The organism is Carnobacterium sp. 17-4 (assembly GCF_000195575.1).
Lineage (GTDB): Bacteria > Bacillota > Bacilli > Lactobacillales > Carnobacteriaceae > Carnobacterium_B.
This window is the reverse complement of record NC_015391.1, coordinates 1,972,247-1,990,712: the sequence shown is the minus strand read 5'-3', so window position 1 is coordinate 1,990,712 and position 18,466 is coordinate 1,972,247. Positions and strand designations below refer to the sequence as shown.

Annotated in this window: 13 protein-coding genes; 9 read left to right on the top strand and 4 right to left on the bottom strand. The window is 33.7% G+C overall.

Annotated features, from left to right (window positions below; all coding sequences use genetic code 11):
- Positions 1-3,060 (top strand): AAA family ATPase, encoded by a 3,060-nt coding sequence (locus CAR_RS09465; RefSeq protein ID WP_013711502.1) that lies wholly within the window; start codon positions 1-3, stop codon positions 3,058-3,060.
- Between the two features lie 60 nt (positions 3,061-3,120).
- On the opposite strand, the gene CAR_RS09460 is transcribed toward CAR_RS09465, so the two are convergent.
- Positions 3,121-3,678 (bottom strand): hypothetical protein, encoded by a 558-nt coding sequence (locus tag CAR_RS09460; RefSeq protein ID WP_041556541.1) that lies wholly within the window; start codon positions 3,676-3,678, stop codon positions 3,121-3,123.
- Between the two features lie 352 nt (positions 3,679-4,030).
- Here CAR_RS09460 and CAR_RS09455 point away from each other — a divergent pair, with 352 nt between their 5' ends.
- The 5 genes from CAR_RS09455 to CAR_RS09435 all read left to right on the top strand — a co-directional run bounded on the left by CAR_RS09455 (position 4,031) and on the right by CAR_RS09435 (position 10,755).
- On the top strand, positions 4,031-4,897 hold the full coding sequence (locus CAR_RS09455) for a glycosyltransferase family 8 protein (RefSeq protein ID WP_013711500.1): 867 nt from the start codon (positions 4,031-4,033) through the stop codon (positions 4,895-4,897).
- A 111-nt stretch (positions 4,898-5,008) separates the two neighbouring features.
- Complete coding sequence (locus CAR_RS09450; RefSeq protein WP_013711499.1) at positions 5,009-5,857, top strand: glycosyltransferase family 8 protein; 849 nt, start codon at positions 5,009-5,011, stop codon at positions 5,855-5,857.
- A gap of 381 nt (positions 5,858-6,238) precedes the next feature.
- Positions 6,239-7,999 (top strand): ABC transporter ATP-binding protein, encoded by a 1,761-nt coding sequence (locus tag CAR_RS09445; RefSeq protein WP_013711498.1) that lies wholly within the window; start codon positions 6,239-6,241, stop codon positions 7,997-7,999.
- Complete coding sequence (locus tag CAR_RS09440; protein WP_013711497.1) at positions 7,986-9,767, top strand: ABC transporter ATP-binding protein; 1,782 nt, start codon at positions 7,986-7,988, stop codon at positions 9,765-9,767. Before CAR_RS09445 ends, CAR_RS09440 begins: the two co-directional genes overlap by 14 nt.
- Before the next feature lie 235 nt (positions 9,768-10,002).
- Positions 10,003-10,755: an acyl-[acyl-carrier-protein] thioesterase gene (locus CAR_RS09435; RefSeq protein ID WP_013711496.1), complete on the top strand. Its 753-nt coding sequence runs from the start codon at positions 10,003-10,005 to the stop codon at positions 10,753-10,755.
- Positions 10,756-10,801: 46 nt separating this feature from the next.
- On the opposite strand, the gene CAR_RS09430 is transcribed toward CAR_RS09435, so the two are convergent.
- Positions 10,802-11,767: an asparaginase gene (locus tag CAR_RS09430; RefSeq protein ID WP_041556539.1), complete on the bottom strand. Its 966-nt coding sequence runs from the start codon at positions 11,765-11,767 to the stop codon at positions 10,802-10,804.
- 213 nt (positions 11,768-11,980) lie between these two features.
- On the opposite strand from CAR_RS09430, the gene CAR_RS09425 reads away from it, so the two are divergent.
- Both CAR_RS09425 and CAR_RS09420 read left to right on the top strand, forming a co-directional pair.
- Positions 11,981-13,432 (top strand): DEAD/DEAH box helicase, encoded by a 1,452-nt coding sequence (locus CAR_RS09425; RefSeq protein WP_041556945.1) that lies wholly within the window; start codon positions 11,981-11,983, stop codon positions 13,430-13,432.
- 175 nt (positions 13,433-13,607) lie between these two features.
- Entirely contained in the window at positions 13,608-14,708 is a 1,101-nt protein-coding gene (locus CAR_RS09420) for a diguanylate cyclase (protein WP_041556538.1), read from the top strand.
- A gap of 184 nt (positions 14,709-14,892) precedes the next feature.
- Here the strand turns inward: CAR_RS09420 and CAR_RS09415 are convergent, their stop codons facing one another.
- A complete protein-coding gene (locus tag CAR_RS09415; protein ID WP_013711492.1) occupies positions 14,893-16,521 on the bottom strand; it encodes an ABC-F family ATP-binding cassette domain-containing protein in 1,629 nt (542 codons plus the stop codon).
- A 253-nt stretch (positions 16,522-16,774) separates the two neighbouring features.
- Here CAR_RS09415 and CAR_RS09410 point away from each other — a divergent pair, with 253 nt between their 5' ends.
- Positions 16,775-17,242, top strand: a complete 468-nt coding sequence (locus tag CAR_RS09410) for a Dps family protein (protein ID WP_013711491.1) — start codon at positions 16,775-16,777, stop codon at positions 17,240-17,242.
- Positions 17,243-17,291: 49 nt separating this feature from the next.
- On the opposite strand, the gene CAR_RS09405 is transcribed toward CAR_RS09410, so the two are convergent.
- A complete protein-coding gene (locus CAR_RS09405; protein ID WP_148229414.1) occupies positions 17,292-18,335 on the bottom strand; it encodes a hypothetical protein in 1,044 nt (347 codons plus the stop codon).
- Positions 18,336-18,466 lie beyond the last annotated feature (131 nt).

Genomic DNA, 18,466 nt, shown 5'->3' with positions numbered 1-18,466 from the left:
ATGAGACCATTAAAATTAGTTATGAATGCTTTTGGGCCTTATAAAGAAAAAGTTGTGATTGATTTTACTCAATTTCACCAACAAACATTATTCTTAGTAAGTGGTCCTACTGGGGCAGGGAAAACCACGATATTCGATGCTATCGCTTACGCTCTATATGATGATGCAAGTGGAACAAGTCGTGGAAAAGATTCTTTTAAATCACAATTTGCTACTGATGAAGTGCTCTGTTTCGTAGAGTTAGAATTTGAAATAACGGGTAAAAAATATTTTATTAAAAGAAGCCCAGTACAAAAGGGACCAGGTAAAAATGGAAAGTTGAAAAATTGGTCTTCAGAAGTAGAATTTCATCATAACGGTACAGTTACAACTAAAATTAATGAAGCAAACAAAGAAATTCAGGAATTGCTTTCATTATCGTATGAACAATTCAAGCAGATTGTTATGCTTCCTCAAGGCGAATTTAAAAAAATGTTGGAATCTAACAGCGCGGATAAGGAAAAGATTTTTCGGAATATTTTCCAAACAGATATGATCAAAGAATTTCAATCGATCTTAAAAGAAAAGGCCAGCGATCTAAAACAAGAAATAAACCAAAGTGAGAGTACCTTACAACAATTTGTCGGAATGATACCTGAGCACTCTAATGATATCTTAAATGAAGCTGTTGCATATTTCGATATACCAACTATTATAAAAGAATTGGGTCATGTAGTTGAGAGTTATCAAAAAAATATTGTGGACATTGAAAAAGAACTCGCAACTTTAGATGGGAAATATCATAGCAATCAACGGAAAATAGATTTGTTAACTGTTGTAGATTCTTTAGAAAAAGAAAAGAACTTGTTGGACGACAGTAAAGAAATGATTGAAACCAAACGTGTAAATTTAGAGCTTGCTAAAAAAGCAGAAGATTGTTTGGAAGTAAAACGGCAATTAGAAAGAATCGTTAACGAAAAAGAGGGCATTGAAAAAGAACAATACGCAGAACAACTGAAGTTAGCTAAAACAGTAGATCAATTAGATGAAACAGAAAAAAATTATGTTGCTTTACAAACGGCTTATAATGAATTGCCAAATAGGCGAGAAGCTTTAAACAATTTGAAAGAACAAGAAAAGTTACTGAGTGAGCGATCAACTAAGTACGATGTGCAAGCTAACTTAGAGGAAGAAAATGAGCAACACTTACAGTCGGTTCAATTTCTAAAAATCCAAGTTGACACAGTGGAAGAACAACTAAAAGAACAAGAACTTGAACTGAAAGAAATCCAACAGGCAAAAATAAATATGTTGGAGAAACAGCGCGAAACAAGTAGTTTACAGCAAAGACAATACGAAACTAAAAAACAGCAAGAGTCTTTAAATGAGCTAAGTATGTTTTTAGAAAAACAAGCTGTTAAAGCTAGTGAATTTCAAGAAATAGAAAACCAATTTACTCAAATAGAAAGACAATACCAAGAACAACGGTTGGTTTATAATCGAAATATCGCTGGTGTTCTAGCTAATGAATTAGAAGAGAATAAAGCATGTCCTGTTTGCGGATCGCTTCATCATCCTTCTCCGGCACTTGTGGCATCAGACACGATTTCAAAAGAAATGCTGGAAGAGTTAGAAATACAAAAAAATGAAGCAGGTATGAAGTTTGATCGAATCTCTATTGAGTTACAAGGATTAAATAAAGCTATTCACTCTGGTGAAAAAAGCTTAGATATTCAAAAAAGCGACGTACAAGATGAACGAAATAAAATTGAGTGCCAAGTATCCAATGAAAATAAGCAACAACAGCAATTAATAGTAGAGTTAGCTGATTTGCAAAAGAGGATAAATACAGAAGGAAAAATTGAGAAGAATAAACAAGAAAAAGTACTTCAAATAAAAGAAAAAGAATCAACCATTCAAGAACTTCAATCTTCAGTTCAATACAATAAAAAGCGGATTGATGAATTGAAAATAGAAATTGATTTGTTAAATACAACTGTAACAGAAACGGATCTATCGGTTCTGCAAAAACAAATTGAAGAAAAAACAAATGAGATCACACATATTGAAAAAGACTACGTCGAAGCTCAAGAAAAGAAAGTTCAACTAGAAAGATTGTTGACCCAGTACCAGACAAGTACGAAATCTTTTGAAAAACAAGTGAAGGCATTACTTGAACGAGAGTCTGAGATGGGAGGGAAATTGAAGCAACAATTAGCAGTAAACCACTTAGAAGATACTTTCGAAAGCTATTTATTGAAACAAGAAACTAAGCAGCAATGGGGAGAAGAAATAGAATCGTTTGATAAGAAAAAATGGACGAATCAAGCGAATATCTTGGAACAAAAAAAGCTGCTTGAAAAAGAAGGCACCACTCAATCCTATGAAGTATATGCATTGGATAATCAAGAAATTGAACGTGAAAGCAGGACGTTGAAAGAACAACAGCATGAACAGATTGGAACGAACAAAACCGTACAATCTATTCTTTCTCAAATTCAACTGAACCATCATGCAAAAAAGGATCAACAAGAAGAATATCTAATGTACAAAGAGCTAGCTGAAATGGCTAATGGATCAAAAGAAACAGATTATATTTCATTCGAGCGGTATGTTTTGGGGATTTATTTTGAAGAAATCATTGAAGCAGCGAACACACGATTCACTCAAATGACTACTAATCGTTATTCGCTCATCCGTAATAAAGAAAAAACAAAAGGTGCAGGTCCTAAAGGATTGGATCTAGATGTATTTGATAATTACACTGGCATGAAAAGAAGTGTTAAAACCTTATCGGGTGGAGAAAGTTTTAAAGCATCTTTAGCACTAGCCTTAGGTTTAAGTGATGTGATTCAAAATCATAGTGGAGGAGTCAGTGTAGACACTTTATTCATTGATGAAGGTTTTGGTACACTAGATGTGGATTCATTGGACAGTGCAATTGAAACATTATTTGAATTAAATCAACGCGGTCGATTAGTAGGGATTATTTCCCATGTTGAAGAGTTGAAAACGAGAATACCAGTCCATATTGAAGTAACAAAATCTTCTAGAGGAAGTCACGCTACCATAAAAGTATAGAAAAAAAATCAAGACTTTTGTCTTGATTTTTTTTGTTTACTCATACTATTTTCTTTATATTTATGATAATAACAATTGCGGTTTAGTTTCTTCTTCAGAAACCGTTAAAAGATAGTCCATCAATGAACCCGAATAAAGCTGTTCAAATATAGAAAGGTGGCTTAAATCTTCGGGTGTAACAAAATGCGGCTCTTTTTCAAATGTATGTATACCACTTTCATTAAGAACGGATGCTACAAATTGTGAACAAAAGTAAGAATCAGGCCTATCAAAATCGATATTTAAAGCTAAAGTAACTAAACCAATTAAATTATAACGATAGATATCTTTAGTTTGATTGTAAAAAGATAGCAATTCAACTAGGTTTTTATATTGTTCTTCGGATACTTCACAGGCATAAATGGCACATTGGGCTCTTGAAAAATAATGACGAGATAAATCTTCTTCGACAAAACCACCCCAAAAAGGATTATGCGCATATTTACGACCAAAACTGTAAGGTTTTAATAAGGAAGGTTCCAAAGCAATCGAAGCATGATTATACGTTGCTTTTGTGTACAATTTAATGGCTCTTGAAAAAACAGTATTTGTATCGGTTAACATAAGATAAATTTTCACTATAAGACCTTCTTCTCTTTCACTTACTATCTTGATAAATTAGACAAGCTAATTTTTATAAATAAGGAATAATAGGTAATTTTTTTATTTTTGAGTTTAAATTTAGTATACATTAAAAAGAAATTTTTTCTATAGTACTAAAGAACTAAAAGTCAAAGAAAGCTAGTCATTAGAGGGTGTAAACGATTGTTAAATACGCTATTTTTTCTTTTTTTTAAAGTAAACGTTGTTATATCAAGGCGTATCGTTTGTAAAAAAAAGAATAAAGAGGTAGAATTTTGTATAGACAGAATTCAAATCTTAATTAAATACTCATGATTATTTAATAAAACGATAGAAAGGATGGTTGGAAATGGGAGAAAGAAAACTAATTCCGATTGTAAGTGCGGCAGATAATAATTATGCACCTTACCTAAGTGTCACTCTAAAAACAATTTTAGATAATCTTTCAAGTGATTACGATGTAGCATTTTACATTATTGATGATCACATAACTTCTGAGAGTAAAGAAAAATTAGAACAAATTATTTCCAATCATACTGCTACAATTAATTATTTAGAAGTGGATTCAGAATTGTATGCAGATGTAATGGAAAGCGACCATATCACACAAACAGCGTACTATAGAATATCGTTACCAGATTTGTTAGACGATAAACATTATAAAAAAGTATTATACATCGATAGCGATGTTTTAGTATTGGATGATATTTCAAAATTATATGAAACGGATATTGGAGATAAGGTGGTTGGTGCTGTAATCGATCCTGGACAAGCCTTAGTTCATCCTAGATTAGGAATTGAAACAGAGGATTATTATTTTAATTCTGGCTTGTTGTTAATGGATTTGGATAATTGGCGTAAGGCTAAAATTACTGAAAAAACATTGACGTTTCTTGAAGAACAAACAGATAAAATTATTTATCATGATCAAGATGCCTTGAATGGAACCCTTTATGAGAAGTGGTATGCACTTCATCCAAAATGGAATGCTCAAACTTCTTTAGTCTTTGAAAGGCATCAACCACCAAATGAGTACTATGCTAAAACGTATAAAGAAGCTGTTAATCAGCCATCCATTGTACATTTCACGGGACATGATAAACCATGGAATTCTGATGAATACCATCCTTATACTAAAAAGTATTTGGAAGAATTAAAAAAAACGCCTTTTTATGATGAAGTAACTAAAAAAGATGCTGTTAATCAAACTAAATAAGATAAATTAGAAAACTAGAAGAGTAGCTCTTCTAAAGATGGATACTTATCTGACGATATTAAGATACCTTAGTCAAGATAAGAATGAAGCAAAATTAAGGAGGAATTACCAATGGTTGAACAAAAAAGTATTTCAATTGTCTCATCGAGCAATGAAGCATTTGTGCCACACTTGGCAACACTCTTTCTTTCACTATTAACAACAAAACAAACACATACAACTTTCCACTTTTATGTGATTGATGATAATATTTCTCTTCGTTCAAAATTTTTATTGAATCGTACAGTAGGCGAATATAATGCTAGAATCAGTTATGTCACAATTGATCCTACCGAATTTTCAGGTGCAGTAGAAAGCGATCGGATTCCGCAAACGGCTTACTACCGTATTTCAATTCCAAATCTATTAAAAGAAACTAAACGTGCTATTTATATGGATTGCGATATGATTACGTTAGAAGATATTGAAGCACTTTGGGAAGTTGATTTAGGAGATCAACTATTAGGTGCAGTTGAAGATGCTGGTTTTCATAACCGTTTAGAAAAAATGGAAATTGAGAGCGAAACAGATCTTTACTTTAATTCAGGCCTTATGGTAATGAATTTAGAAAAGTGGCGTGAAGAAAAAATAACCGAACAAGTCTTAGCTTTCATTGAAAATAATCCTGAAAAATTAAAATTCCATGATCAAGATGCGTTGAATGCTATCCTACATGATAGATGGTTAGATCTGGATCCACGTTGGAATGCCCAAACGTATATGATGTTGCAGGAAAAAGAACACCCAACGATACAAGGGCAATTAAAATGGAATGAAGCAAGAGAAAATCCTGCTGTTATTCATTTCTGTGGGCATGCTAAACCTTGGAATGCAGATTCTGAGCATCCCTTTAGAGAGCATTATTTTGACATTCGCGAAAAAACTTTCTTCCCAATAGAAAAGGAAACCAAATTGCTTTAAAATAGACAAATGATTTTAATTATATGGTTAAAAGGGCTGGAATACTATTCCAGCCCTTTTACGTATTGGATGCAGCCAATGCAATTTTTTGAGTTCATTTGCGTTATTTAATAAAGGCCGTTTTACAGTAAATGAACAGTGAAAAAATAAAAAAATAGATTTACATAGTCGACACCAGTGAGCAGAATAAGTGTATTCATATTCCTAATCAAATATAATAGAAAGGAATGAATGAGTTATTAACTCGAAGCTCGAATAGTAAATAAAGAATACTAACTTAGTTATCGCTGATAGAAAAATTTCTTAGTTTTTATCACTAATTTATGAAAAGCAATAGTTGCTTATTAGTATATGAAAAGTGAGAGTAGGGGGCATTGTTGTATGAGCAGTATTAAATGGGTTTCGCAGTACATCAAATCAAATAAGGTAAAAGCACTAGTGGGAATTTTTATGGTGGTCATTGTCGCGGTATTAAATATTGTTTCACCATTGATTGGCGGAGAAATTGTCGATCGAGTCATTGTGGATGCGCAGAGCAATCTTCTTATCCCATTGTTAGCCTTAATGGTAGGTGCTACGGTGTTGCGAACGGTGTTAAGGTATGTGTATCAGATTATGTTCGAACAGATAGGACAAGACGCAATCTACCAAATGAGAGATGCGTTGTATAAAAAACTTCAAGAACTTGATTTTGCATTTTTCAATAACACACGCGTAGGAGATATCATGGCTCGGATGTCTGGGGACACTGATGCCATTCGTCATGCCATTTCATGGTTGTCGTATAATGTTTTGGATAATCTATTGTTGTTAGTATCAGCAATCATAGTAATGGGATTTATAGAATGGCGACTAATGCTAGCTTTATTAATTGTTACACCTTTTATAGGGATTCTAACGGTTTTACTATCAGGAAAAGCAAATGCTGTTTATTATGAAATTCGAGAAAGTTTTTCAAGATTAAATTCAATGGTTGAAGAAAATGTTAGTGGTAATAAAGTTATTAAAGCTTTTGCAAGAGAAGATTATGAAAAAGAAAAATTTGATAAATATAATGAGGATTATAAACAACGTAATATGGATTCTGCTAATGTAACAAGAACGTATTTACCGCCATTAGAAACACTTGCAGGATTCTTATCGGTCATTACGTTAGGATACGGTGGATTTTTAGTAATCAATGGGTCTATGAGTTTAGGTGATTTGGTTGCGTTTAATGGTTTCATATGGATGCTGAACTTGCCAATGCGTAATGTTGGTTGGTATGTGAATGATTTACAGAGATTTATTGCTTCTTCTTATAAAATCCGTGAAATGTTAGCTGCTAAGCCAATGATTCCTATTGAAGAAAAAGAATCTGCTAAGACTATTCAAGGTGTTGTTGAATTTCAAGATGTTTCATTTTCTTTTGCGGATGATCCTGAAACGCCTGTTTTGAGTCATATTTCGCTAAAAGCTAAGCCAGGTATGACTATTGGAATCTTAGGAGAGACAGGGTCCGGTAAATCAACTTTGGTTAATCTTATCTCGCGTTTCTTTGACCCTACTGAGGGGAAAGTATTAATCGATGGAATCGATGCAAAGAAATGGAACGTAAAAGAATTGAGGAGTCACATTGCGATTGTTATGCAAGATGTCTTTCTATTTTCCGATTCGATTCAAAAAAACATTTCATTTGGAACTCCTGGAGCAGATCTTGAGCGTGTTCAAAAAAGCGCACGAGTGGCAGATGCCGATCCATTTATCCAAAGTATGCCTGAACAGTATGATACGTATTTAGGAGAAAGAGGCAGTGGATTGTCAGGAGGACAACGGCAGCGGATATCGTTAGCAAGAGGTTTGATGAAAGATCCATCTATTTTAATTTTAGATGATACAACTTCTGCTGTAGATATGGAAACGGAAGTAAAAATCCAACAAGGATTAGGCGAGTTAATGAAGGAAAAAACAACCTTTATTATTGCTAATCGAATATCTTCTGTAAAATCTGCTGATGAGATTATCATCTTGTCTAAAGGGAAAATCATTGAAAGAGGAAACCATGCTTCTCTACTAGATAAAAAAGGGTATTACTATAGAATTTATCAGAAACAATTAGGGCAATCTGATGAAGAGGAGGTAGAGACAAATGGAGCAGACTGAAAGTTCAAATGAAGAAAAGAATAAACAAGCAGCAAGTACGAACCTCTTGAAAAGAGTTGGTAAATACCTTTCCCCGTATAAAAGTGGATTTTTAAAACTCTTTTTTGCGATTTTGGTTTCCAATATAGTTTTAGTTTTAGGACCTTACTTTACAAGTGTTGTTATTGATGAAACAATTCCCAATAAAAATACTACACAGTTGATGTGGATCATTATCCTGTTTTCACTGGCTCAGTTATTTGGTGGCTGGTCTTCAAGATACCGAATAAGAAATATCACTTTATTGGGACAAAATGTATTAAAGGATATGAGAACCGATGTCTTTGTTCATTTGCAAAAGCTGCCGTTTTCCTTCTTTGATAGCCGTCCTCATGGAAAAATTGTTACTCGTGTCGTCAATTACATTAATTCGCTAAGTGATTTATTGTCTAATGGTTTAATCAACGTCTTGTCTGACGTCATGAGTCTAGTTGTTACATTAGCCATAATGTTTACTATGGATGTTCGATTAACACTTTATAGTTTTATCTTACTACCAGTTTTGTTTGTTGTGACTTTAGTGATTCAAAAGAAACAACGAGAAGCATATGAAGAAGTCAGCAGTAAACAAGCAGGATTGAATGCCTATATTCACGAAAGTGTAGCTGGAATAAAGGTCACCCAATCGTTTACACGAGAAAATGTTAATAGAGATATTTTTTCAGAAGTGAGCGAAGATCAGCGATCATCTTGGATGCATGCAGTGAAAATTCAATTCTTACTTGCGCCGTTTATTCAAAACATTGCTACTCTAACAATTTCAATAATTTATTTTGTTGGGTTAAATGGACTTGGAATAGATGTATCTACCGGTATTTTGATTGCCTTTATCGGTTATGTTAATAACTTTTGGAATCCAATGATCAACATTGGTAATTTTTATAACAGCCTAGTAACAGGTATGGTTTACTTGGAACGTATTTTTGAATTGATGGACATTGAACCAGAAATTCAAGATGCACCGAATGCCTTTGAATTGCCTCCTATCCAAGGATATGTTGTGTTTAATGATGTAACATTCGGGTATAAAAAGGATCAACCAATTTTTGAAGATCTTTCGTTCCAAGTTCGTTCCGGAGAAACTATTGCGCTAGTCGGTCCGACAGGTGCAGGTAAATCGACTATTATTAATTTAATGACTCGTTTTTATGATGTAGATTCTGGAGAAATTTTGGTAGATGGAATTGATATTCGAAAAGTAACCTTAAATTCATTAAGAAATGAAATAGGTGTGATGCTCCAAGACACGTTCATCTTTTCTGGAACCATCATGGAGAATATTCGTTTTGGTAAGTTGGACGCTACTGAAGAAGAAATTATACATGCTGCAAAAATCGTTCGAGCGCATGACTTTATCATAGCCTTAAAAGATGGTTACCGTACTGTTGTTAAAGAACGCGGAAGCACATTATCTGCGGGACAAAGACAGTTGATTTCATTTGCTCGTACCTTGCTGGCTGATCCAAAAGTACTCATATTGGATGAAGCCACTTCCAGTATTGATACACAAACAGAAATGTTACTACAAGAAGGATTGGATCGCTTGCTGGAAGGCAGAACGGCATTTATTATTGCTCATAGGCTATCAACTATAAAAAATAGTTCACGTATTTTTTATATTGCAGATAAGAAAATTAGAGAATCGGGCAGCCATGATGAGTTGATGGCTGAAAAAGGATTGTATTACCAATTGTATTCAACCCAATCTGAATTGTTGAAAAAGATGTAATGAGGTAAAGGTAAAAGACTATCCACAAGTTAATTCTCTAATAGGATATCTCAAAGACCACTAATGTAGAAAGGAGAGACTAAGCTTTTCTTAGTCTCTTTTTTCTAGCTCAGAAATTCCATGTTTAAAATAATGTGTGAAGTAAAAATGGTAATGAATAGTCTTATTTTTCAGGTGTTTTTAATAAAAATGTGCTATCCTTAAATAAGAATTTTAATAGAAATGAGGATTTTGAATGAGCGGTAAAATATACGAAAAAGAGCATCAGATTAAATATTACGAGTGTGATACAACTCAAAAAATGACACTTTCTATGCTGTTAAATATTATGCTCCATGTATCTGGTGAGCAAAGCTATTTATTAGGAGTAGGGGACGAAGTTTTAGCTGAGAAAGGATTAGCATGGATCATTCTTCAATATGAAGTGAACGTTGAACGTATGCCTGCTTTTTATGAAACAATCAACATTACAACCCAAGCTACCTCATATAACAAATTATTTTGTTACCGGATATTTAATGTATACGATGCTGAGGGCAATTTATGTGTGACTGTTAATAGCACATTTGCTCTAATGAATGTGAAAGAACGCAAAATGGCACGTGTGCCAGATGAAATTGTAGCACCATACGAAACTGAATTCACTAAAAAATTGGTGCGCAGTCCAAAGCCGATAAAAGTTGATGAAGAAACAATGATCTCTAAAGAATACCGTGTAAGATACTTAGATATTGACAGCAATCGTCATGTGAACAACTCTAAATACATCGAGTGGGCTATAGATACATTAAATCTTGAGTTTCTTACAACACATGAAATAAAAAGTATGACAATTAAGTTTGAAAAGGAAGTACATTATGGACAATTGATCCACAGTGAAATGAGTGCAACAAAAAATACAGACAACGACATGATTACAGCCCATCGTATCGTGGCTGAAGGAGTTACAAATTGTGAAGCCAGTATTGTATGGAAAACAGTTGAGTAACTAAAAAAATAAAAAAACCGTTCAGCAAAACTGAACGTTTTTTTTATTAAAAGTACTCTTCAAGTGAGCGGGTTAAGGTACCTTGGCTTAAAACCACTTGTAATTTAATACGTGCTTTAGGACCAGATAATCCAGTTGCAAAAATAACGCCAGCTTCTTTTAACTGTTTACCTCCACCTTTGTAATCATAGACATCTTGCGCAATACCGTTAAATGAGCGTGACACAAGCACTACGGGAATATGATTGGCTATCAAACGATTTAGGGCAGATAAAGTAGCAGGTGGTAGGTTCCCAGCACCCAAAGCTTCAATCACGAGGCCATCAGTGGTAGGATGATTTATAGCATCAAATAACGTTCCATCCATTCCAGCGTAAACTTTCAGCAGAAAAATATTTTTATGGACAGTCTTGATTGAATAAATTTCTTCTTCAATTAATTTTTGAAAAAAGAGTACCTTATTTTTTGAAATCAATCCAATTGGACCAAACGTAGGTGTTTGGAAAGTAGCTACATTACTTGTGTGGGTTTTGGTCACATAGCGCGCAGTATGGATCTCATCATTCATCACGACTAAAACACCTTTTTCTTTAGCTTCTTGAGATAAAGCAACCCAGATAGCACTTTGGAAATTGTATAGTCCGTCTGAACCGACTTCGTTAATTGAACGCATAGCTCCGGTTACAACAATTGGGATCGTTGTTTTTAGTGTCAAATCCAAAAAATAGGCTGTTTCTTCCAAAGTGTCTGTTCCATGAGTAATGACAACTCCATCTGCTTCATTAGCAGCAATTGCTTGTTGGATTCGATTTTTTAATAAAAGCATTTTATCAGGTGTCATATGTGGAGAAGGCAAGTGGAAAAAATCCTCGACAATCATATTCGCCACATTATCAAACAAATGCCCACGTTTATTTAAAGGGTTTTCTGAGTTTGGAGAAACTTTTCCAGTTGTTTGATCCTCACTCATTGAGATGGTTCCGCCAGTATGCAATACAAGAATAGTCTTCACTATGATTCCTCCTATAAAAAAACTAATCATTTTCGTTAGTAGTATACCACGTTTTTTTATGTTCTTATATGAAACTCAATAGAGAAACAGTTATTAAAAGGTTCGATTCCGGACATTAATTAAGTAGTTTTACTAAATTATCTCTTTAAAAGACAGTAATTTTGTGAATATGCTGTTATACTAGGAGAAACTGAACAATTGAAAGAGGTTATTATGAATAAAAAGAAAACATTTGAAGAATTTGCAATTAGTGATGAGATTATTGCCGCATTGACAAGCTTACGTTACTTTCATCCCACTAAAGTTCAAGAAGAAGTAATTCCATTAGCATTAGAAGGAAAAGATGTTATTGTAGAATCTCAAACAGGAAGCGGAAAAACAGTTAGTTATGGAGTGCCGCTATGTGAAAAAGTCGATTGGGAAGAAAATAAACCCCAAGTGCTCGTTTTAGTTCCAACAAGAGAACTGGCTATTCAAGTTAAAGAAGACCTAATGAATGTTGGTCGCTTGAAAAGAGTAAAGGCTACTGCGGTCTATGGTAAAGCCTCATTCGATACTCAAAAATCTGAGTTAAAACAGAAAAGTCATATTGTTGTAGGTACACCTGGACGTGTATTAGATCACTTACAAAAAGGAACATTCAAAATAGAAAAAATCGAATGCTTAGTCTTAGATGAAGCTGATGAGATGTTAAATATGGGATTTGCGGACCAAGTAGAAGCAATCATTAACTTTTTACCTGCAGAACGTCAAACGCTACTTTTCTCAGCAACGATGCCAAAAGAAATTGAACGTATAGCAAGTTTTTACATGAAGCCAGATAAGCAATCCATTGTTATCGAGACAACGGAATTGTCAAAACCTAAAATTATTCAATCAAGTGTCAAGGTACAAGAAGACAAGAAAGAGCAACAACTGCTCGACTTATTAACTGTGGAAAACGCAGATTCATGTATGATTTTTTGCAATACACAAGAAGCTGTGAATAACTTATACACATTTTTAAATAAAGCAGGATTGCCAATTGATAAAATTCATGGTGGAATGGTTCAAGAGGATCGTTTTTCAGTTATGGATGATTTCAGACAAGGAAGATTTCGTTATTTAGTGGCAACGGATGTTGCTGCCAGAGGAATCGATATTGAAAATGTCACACACGTAGTCAACTTTGACGTACCAGTAGAAAAAGAAAGCTTTGTGCATCGTACTGGTCGTACGGGTAGAGCTGGAAAAACTGGAATGGCTTTGACACTGGTTACACCTAAAGAAGAAAAATGGTGGAATGAAGTGAAAGAGTATGCTGGGCAGACGGTTATTGAAGTCTCATTGCCAACTACACGATTAGTTCAAAGTCATAAATCTGCTTTCGAGAAAAAATTACAAGAACGTCCACCATTGAAACAAGTACGTTCAAAAGAATTGAATCGTGGCATTACTAAAGTGTATTTTAATGGCGGTAAAAAGAAAAAAATGCGTGCAGTCGATTTTGTTGGGACCATTGCTAAAATTCCTGGAATTAATGCTGATGATATTGGCATTATCACCATTCAAGAAAATGTCACGTATATTGATATATTGAATGGAAAAGGACCTTTAGTGATAGAAGAAATGCAAGATCGTACGATTAAAGGGAAAAAATTAAAAGTGCATAAAGCTAGAAAGTAAACCAAACCATTCCCAAACCCGATTAATATAAGTACCTTCGAGAGGTTATGCTGGAAATCAGTATACAAATCGAAGGTGTTTTTACATAGAAAAAAGAAAAGTTATCTGAAGCAGAATGAAAATTGTACATTATCCTACCTTGTTTATTATAACTAACTGATTGGAGGTGTTTGCTATGCTGACATCTATATTTTTAAGCATTATCGCGAATATATCGATTCTTAGTACAGCATCTTACATATTCGTTAAATTGATTCCAAGGAAAAAAACTTATACGCTAAACGTAAAACAACATCTGTTAATGATTGGAGTCTCTAGTCTAACTAGTTTTCTATTGATGCTTTTTTCAGTTGATTTGCCTAAAGGAGCTATAATAGATCTGAGACACATTGTTTTAATTTTATTAGTTTACTATGTTGGCCCCACAGTTGCTTTTCCCACAGCTATTTTCATTTCAGCACTGCGTTTGTCATTAGGAGTGAACCTAGTATCGCTTCGAATGGCAATGATGTATGTTGTGCTGGGATGTATATTGCCAATGGTGTGCAAGAAATTAGAAAAACAATTTAATAATAAATATACCGTTTTATTGATTCTCAATGCAATATGTGTTGCCTCTATTGCTTTGAATTCATATTTTTTATACGATAATTTCTTAGTATATTTCCTTATTTATAGTAGTTTTTTGGTGCTCTCCAGCTTGGTAGTGATTTTGGCAACGGCTTTTATTGAAGATTTACTAAAAAATCTTGCATTGTATTTAAATGAAAAAGAACACGCAAAAATGGATTTTTTAACTGGTCTATATAACATGAGAGCATTTAATAAAAAATGGCAAAGGATTCAAGCGGATAAAACAATTGAAACGACAGCATTAATGATGATCGATATTGATTACTTTAAATGGATAAATGATAACCATGGTCATGAAAATGGTAATTTCATTTTACGACAATTAGCAACGAGTTTGAAAATCGGAGCTCCGGATAATGAACTGGTTTACCGTGTCGGCGGTGAAGAGTTTTGTTTAATTTTAAATGATCTTCCTTATGTTGCACAAAAAGAAATAGCCGAAAATATCAGATCTAGTATAGCTGATAAAGAATTCGTATTAGAAAATGGAACTAGCATCCAGATAACGGTCTCGATTGGATTGGCAGCATCTGCTCAAAGTAAAGATATGAAAAAATTATTCAGGTTAGCAGATCGCTGTTTATATATGGCTAAAAATCAGGGCAGAAATAAAGTAATCGGTGAATTAATGGAGAATGAATAGTCAGCTAATTTGAATTTTTGAATAATAGAACTACACCCAAAAAGTTGAGTCCAACTTTTTGGGTGTAGTTCTATTATTAGAGAGATGAGTTAACTGAATAAAATCTAGTAAAACTAAAAAAATAGGCTTCCTTAACTCTAATCAATTGGAGTTAGGGAAGCCTATTGAGCATAATTTAGACTGATTAGTTAGTGTATAAAGCTGCAATTTGTTCTTTAACAGATTTATTATCTAAGAAATCATCATAAGTTGTTTCAGCACGATCGACAACTCCATTTGGAGAAATTTCGATAATACGATTTGCAATGGTTTGGATAAATTGGTGGTCATGTGAACCAAACAAGATTGAGCCTTTAAAAGCAATCAAACCATCATTTAAAGCTGTAATAGATTCTAAATCCAAATGATTTGTAGGGTCGTCCATTACTAAAACGTTTGATTTGCTTAACATCATTTTAGATAACATACAACGAACTTTTTCTCCACCGGAAAGAACAGATACTTCTTTTAGTACATCTTCACCAGAGAATAGCATACGGCCTAAGAAACTACGTAAGAACGTGTTATCATTTTCTTCAGCAGAAGCGAACTGGCGTAACCAATCAACAACTGTTAACTTTTCATTTAAAAATTCATCAGTAGTATCTTTTGGTAAATAAGATTGAGAAGTGGTAACTCCCCATTTGAATGTACCTGTATCAGGTTCCATTTCGCCCATCAATATTTTAAACAATACTGTAATAGCAATATCATTTTTACTTGTAAAGGCAACTTTATCGTCTTTATTCAATGTAAAAGTAATATTATCTAATATTTTTTTACCATCGATTGTTTTAGAAATGTTTTCAACACGAAGCAAGTCATTTCCGATATCACGATCAGGAGTAAACCCAACGAATGGGTAACGACGAGAAGAAGGTTGAATATCATCTAATGTGATTTTTTCTAACATTTTTTTACGAGACGTTGCTTGTTTTGATTTAGACGCATTTGCACTAAATCGAGCAATAAAGGCTTGTAATTCTTTAATTTGCTCTTCTTTTTTAGCATTAACGTTTCCTAATAATTTAGAAGCTAATTGACTAGATTCTAACCAGAAGTCGTAGTTTCCAACATATAACTTGATTTTACTAAAGTCAACGTCAGCCATGTGAGTACAAACTTTGTTTAAGAAGTGACGGTCATGTGAAACAACAATAACAGTATTAGGGAAATCAATTAAGAATTCTTCTAACCATTCAATTGATTGTTTGTCTAAACCATTGGTAGGCTCATCCAATAGAAGAACATCAGGTTTACCAAATAGAGCTTGTGCTAACAAGACTTTAACTTTAAAACCTTCTGTTAACTCGCTCATTTTTTTGTCAAGCATAGCTTCTGAAATACCTAGACCTTGCAACATAACAGCTGCTTGAGGTTCAGCTTCCCAGCCATCTAATTCAGCAAATTCGCCTTCTAGTTCAGCAGCTAAAATACCATCTGCATCAGTGAAGTCAGCTTTCATGTAAACAGCATCTTTTTCTTTCATTATTTCGTATAAACGTTTGTGTCCCATAATTACTGTTTCTAAAACAGTATAATCTTCAAAACCGTAGTGATTTTGACTTAAAGTAGTCAAACGTTCATCAGGACCCATAGAAACATTACCGGTTGAAGGTTGAATCTCACCAGCTAATATTTTTAAGAAAGTTGACTTACCTGCACCATTTGCACCAATTAGACCATAACAATTGCCAGGAATGAATTTTATATTTACGTCATCGAACAATTTTCTATCTGAAAATTGTAAACTTACATTAGTTACTGTAATCATTTAATTTATTTACCCCTATTCTTTTATATATCTTGACCATTTTAGCACAAATAATCATGAAATGCGATGATAGGGATTCTTTTCTTCGTAAATTGACCATAAACTATTCTAAATGATTAAAATAATCTATTTATTTAATGAATAACCATCGTTCAAATAATTTTAAAAACAAGGGTTAATGCTAGACTATATTTTTCAGGTAGAATACAATAAGTATAGGTTAGTAAATAAAATAAATAGGAGGAATAGAATAGTGAAAAAACAAACTGAAGTACAAGAATTGTTAAATGAATTGGTTGCAACATACGGGGTCTTTAACATTAAACTGTATCAACATCACTTCTACGTAAAAGGTGCTCATTTCTTTACATTACATGAAGAATTTGAAGAACTATATAGCGGAGTGACAGAGCAATTTGATGAATTGGCAGAGCGTTTGATTGCAGTAGGTGGAAAACCTTATGCGACTTTAGGAGAGTTTTTAGAACATTCTCTAGTTAAAGAAACTCCTTATGACGGAAAAGAAACCGCTGAAGAAATGGTAGTATCAACTGTTACAGACTATAGAATCATTGGTGATAAATTAGCAAAAGGAATTGTTCTCACTGGTGAAGCAGGGGACGATGCAACACAAGACTTGCTGATTGGATATAAAACGGGTGTAGATAAAACGGTTTGGATGTTGCAAGCTTATTTAGGTAAAGATCCACTTGATGCTTAAAGTTTAATTGAAAGAGTAAAAGAGTCCTTAGATTATCTAGGGGCTCTTTTTAACGATTAATTTCTGTGAACAGATATAAAATCAATGATCCATTTAGTAAAACATGCAGTTGGTTGCGGTAATGCCGTGTTCGGTTATAAATTCTAAATTTCTGGATCTCTTGTCTAGGGAGTTCTAATAAAACATCATTTTGTAAGATAACTTTAAAAATAGGTGAAGCCGGAACAACAAGTAAGAAATCAGGTGTGTTTGATGAGTTTTCAAGGATAGCTGGAAGTTTCTCTATCAAGCGAACGGACTTAGAACGATACAAACGATCTTTTTTTACTTTTTGCTGATCCATTTCATATGAAAATAAAAGTCCATCTTGCATGGAAGGCGGATTTAAAGATAAGGGTAGTAAATATTCTTGCACACTACTAGTTAAAGAGTCGCTTAACTGAGTAGTTATAGGCAAACTACTAATAACGTGCAATTGACCTTTTAGTTCATTAAATTGAGTTTTGTACGTTATCTCAGATTGACTTCGACCATATTGAATAAGATCATGATGATCCCATATCGCTTGAGAAGCGAAGTGCGAATTTAATTGATACACACGTGTGGCAACCTGACGTTCAAGTTGCTCATAATAATAGTAAGAAGAGAGTAAGTATTCAAAAAGACCAGCTTCTCCAGCAGCTAAAGCCATTCTTCCTGTAGGCGATAAGGAGATAGAATAAACTGGCTGTTCCCAAATACGTATTTTTTCAGCGTCTTTTCTTACTAAAGAATAACGATAAAAACCAGTGTAATCTGAATAATATAAGGTATGATTAAATAAAGCACTATCGTAAATTGATTCAGAAAAAGAAAGGGTTCTTTCTAAAAATGGGGCTAATTCATCTAATGTAACGCGTAATTGTTCAGTCGGTTGTGGTTCTAAGTAGATGGGTCGATCAATTAAAGTCAATTGTTGCATCCATTTGTTCCAATTGTAGATGTTCAGGTTCTTTTGATTGGTCCACAAATAAAACTTCCCACTGTACAGTTGAAAATCATGGAAGTCACCCTCAATAATTATTTTTGTCGTCAATAAATGTTCTTTATCCATCCAAGCACCCCGTTCTAAACCTCTATCTTTCATTCTATTGTACCATTTTAGACGCTTAATTTAACAGAAAATGAAAATAGATAAGGGAAATTCTTTGCTATCTTCTTTTGTAATGAGATAATAAAAGAAAA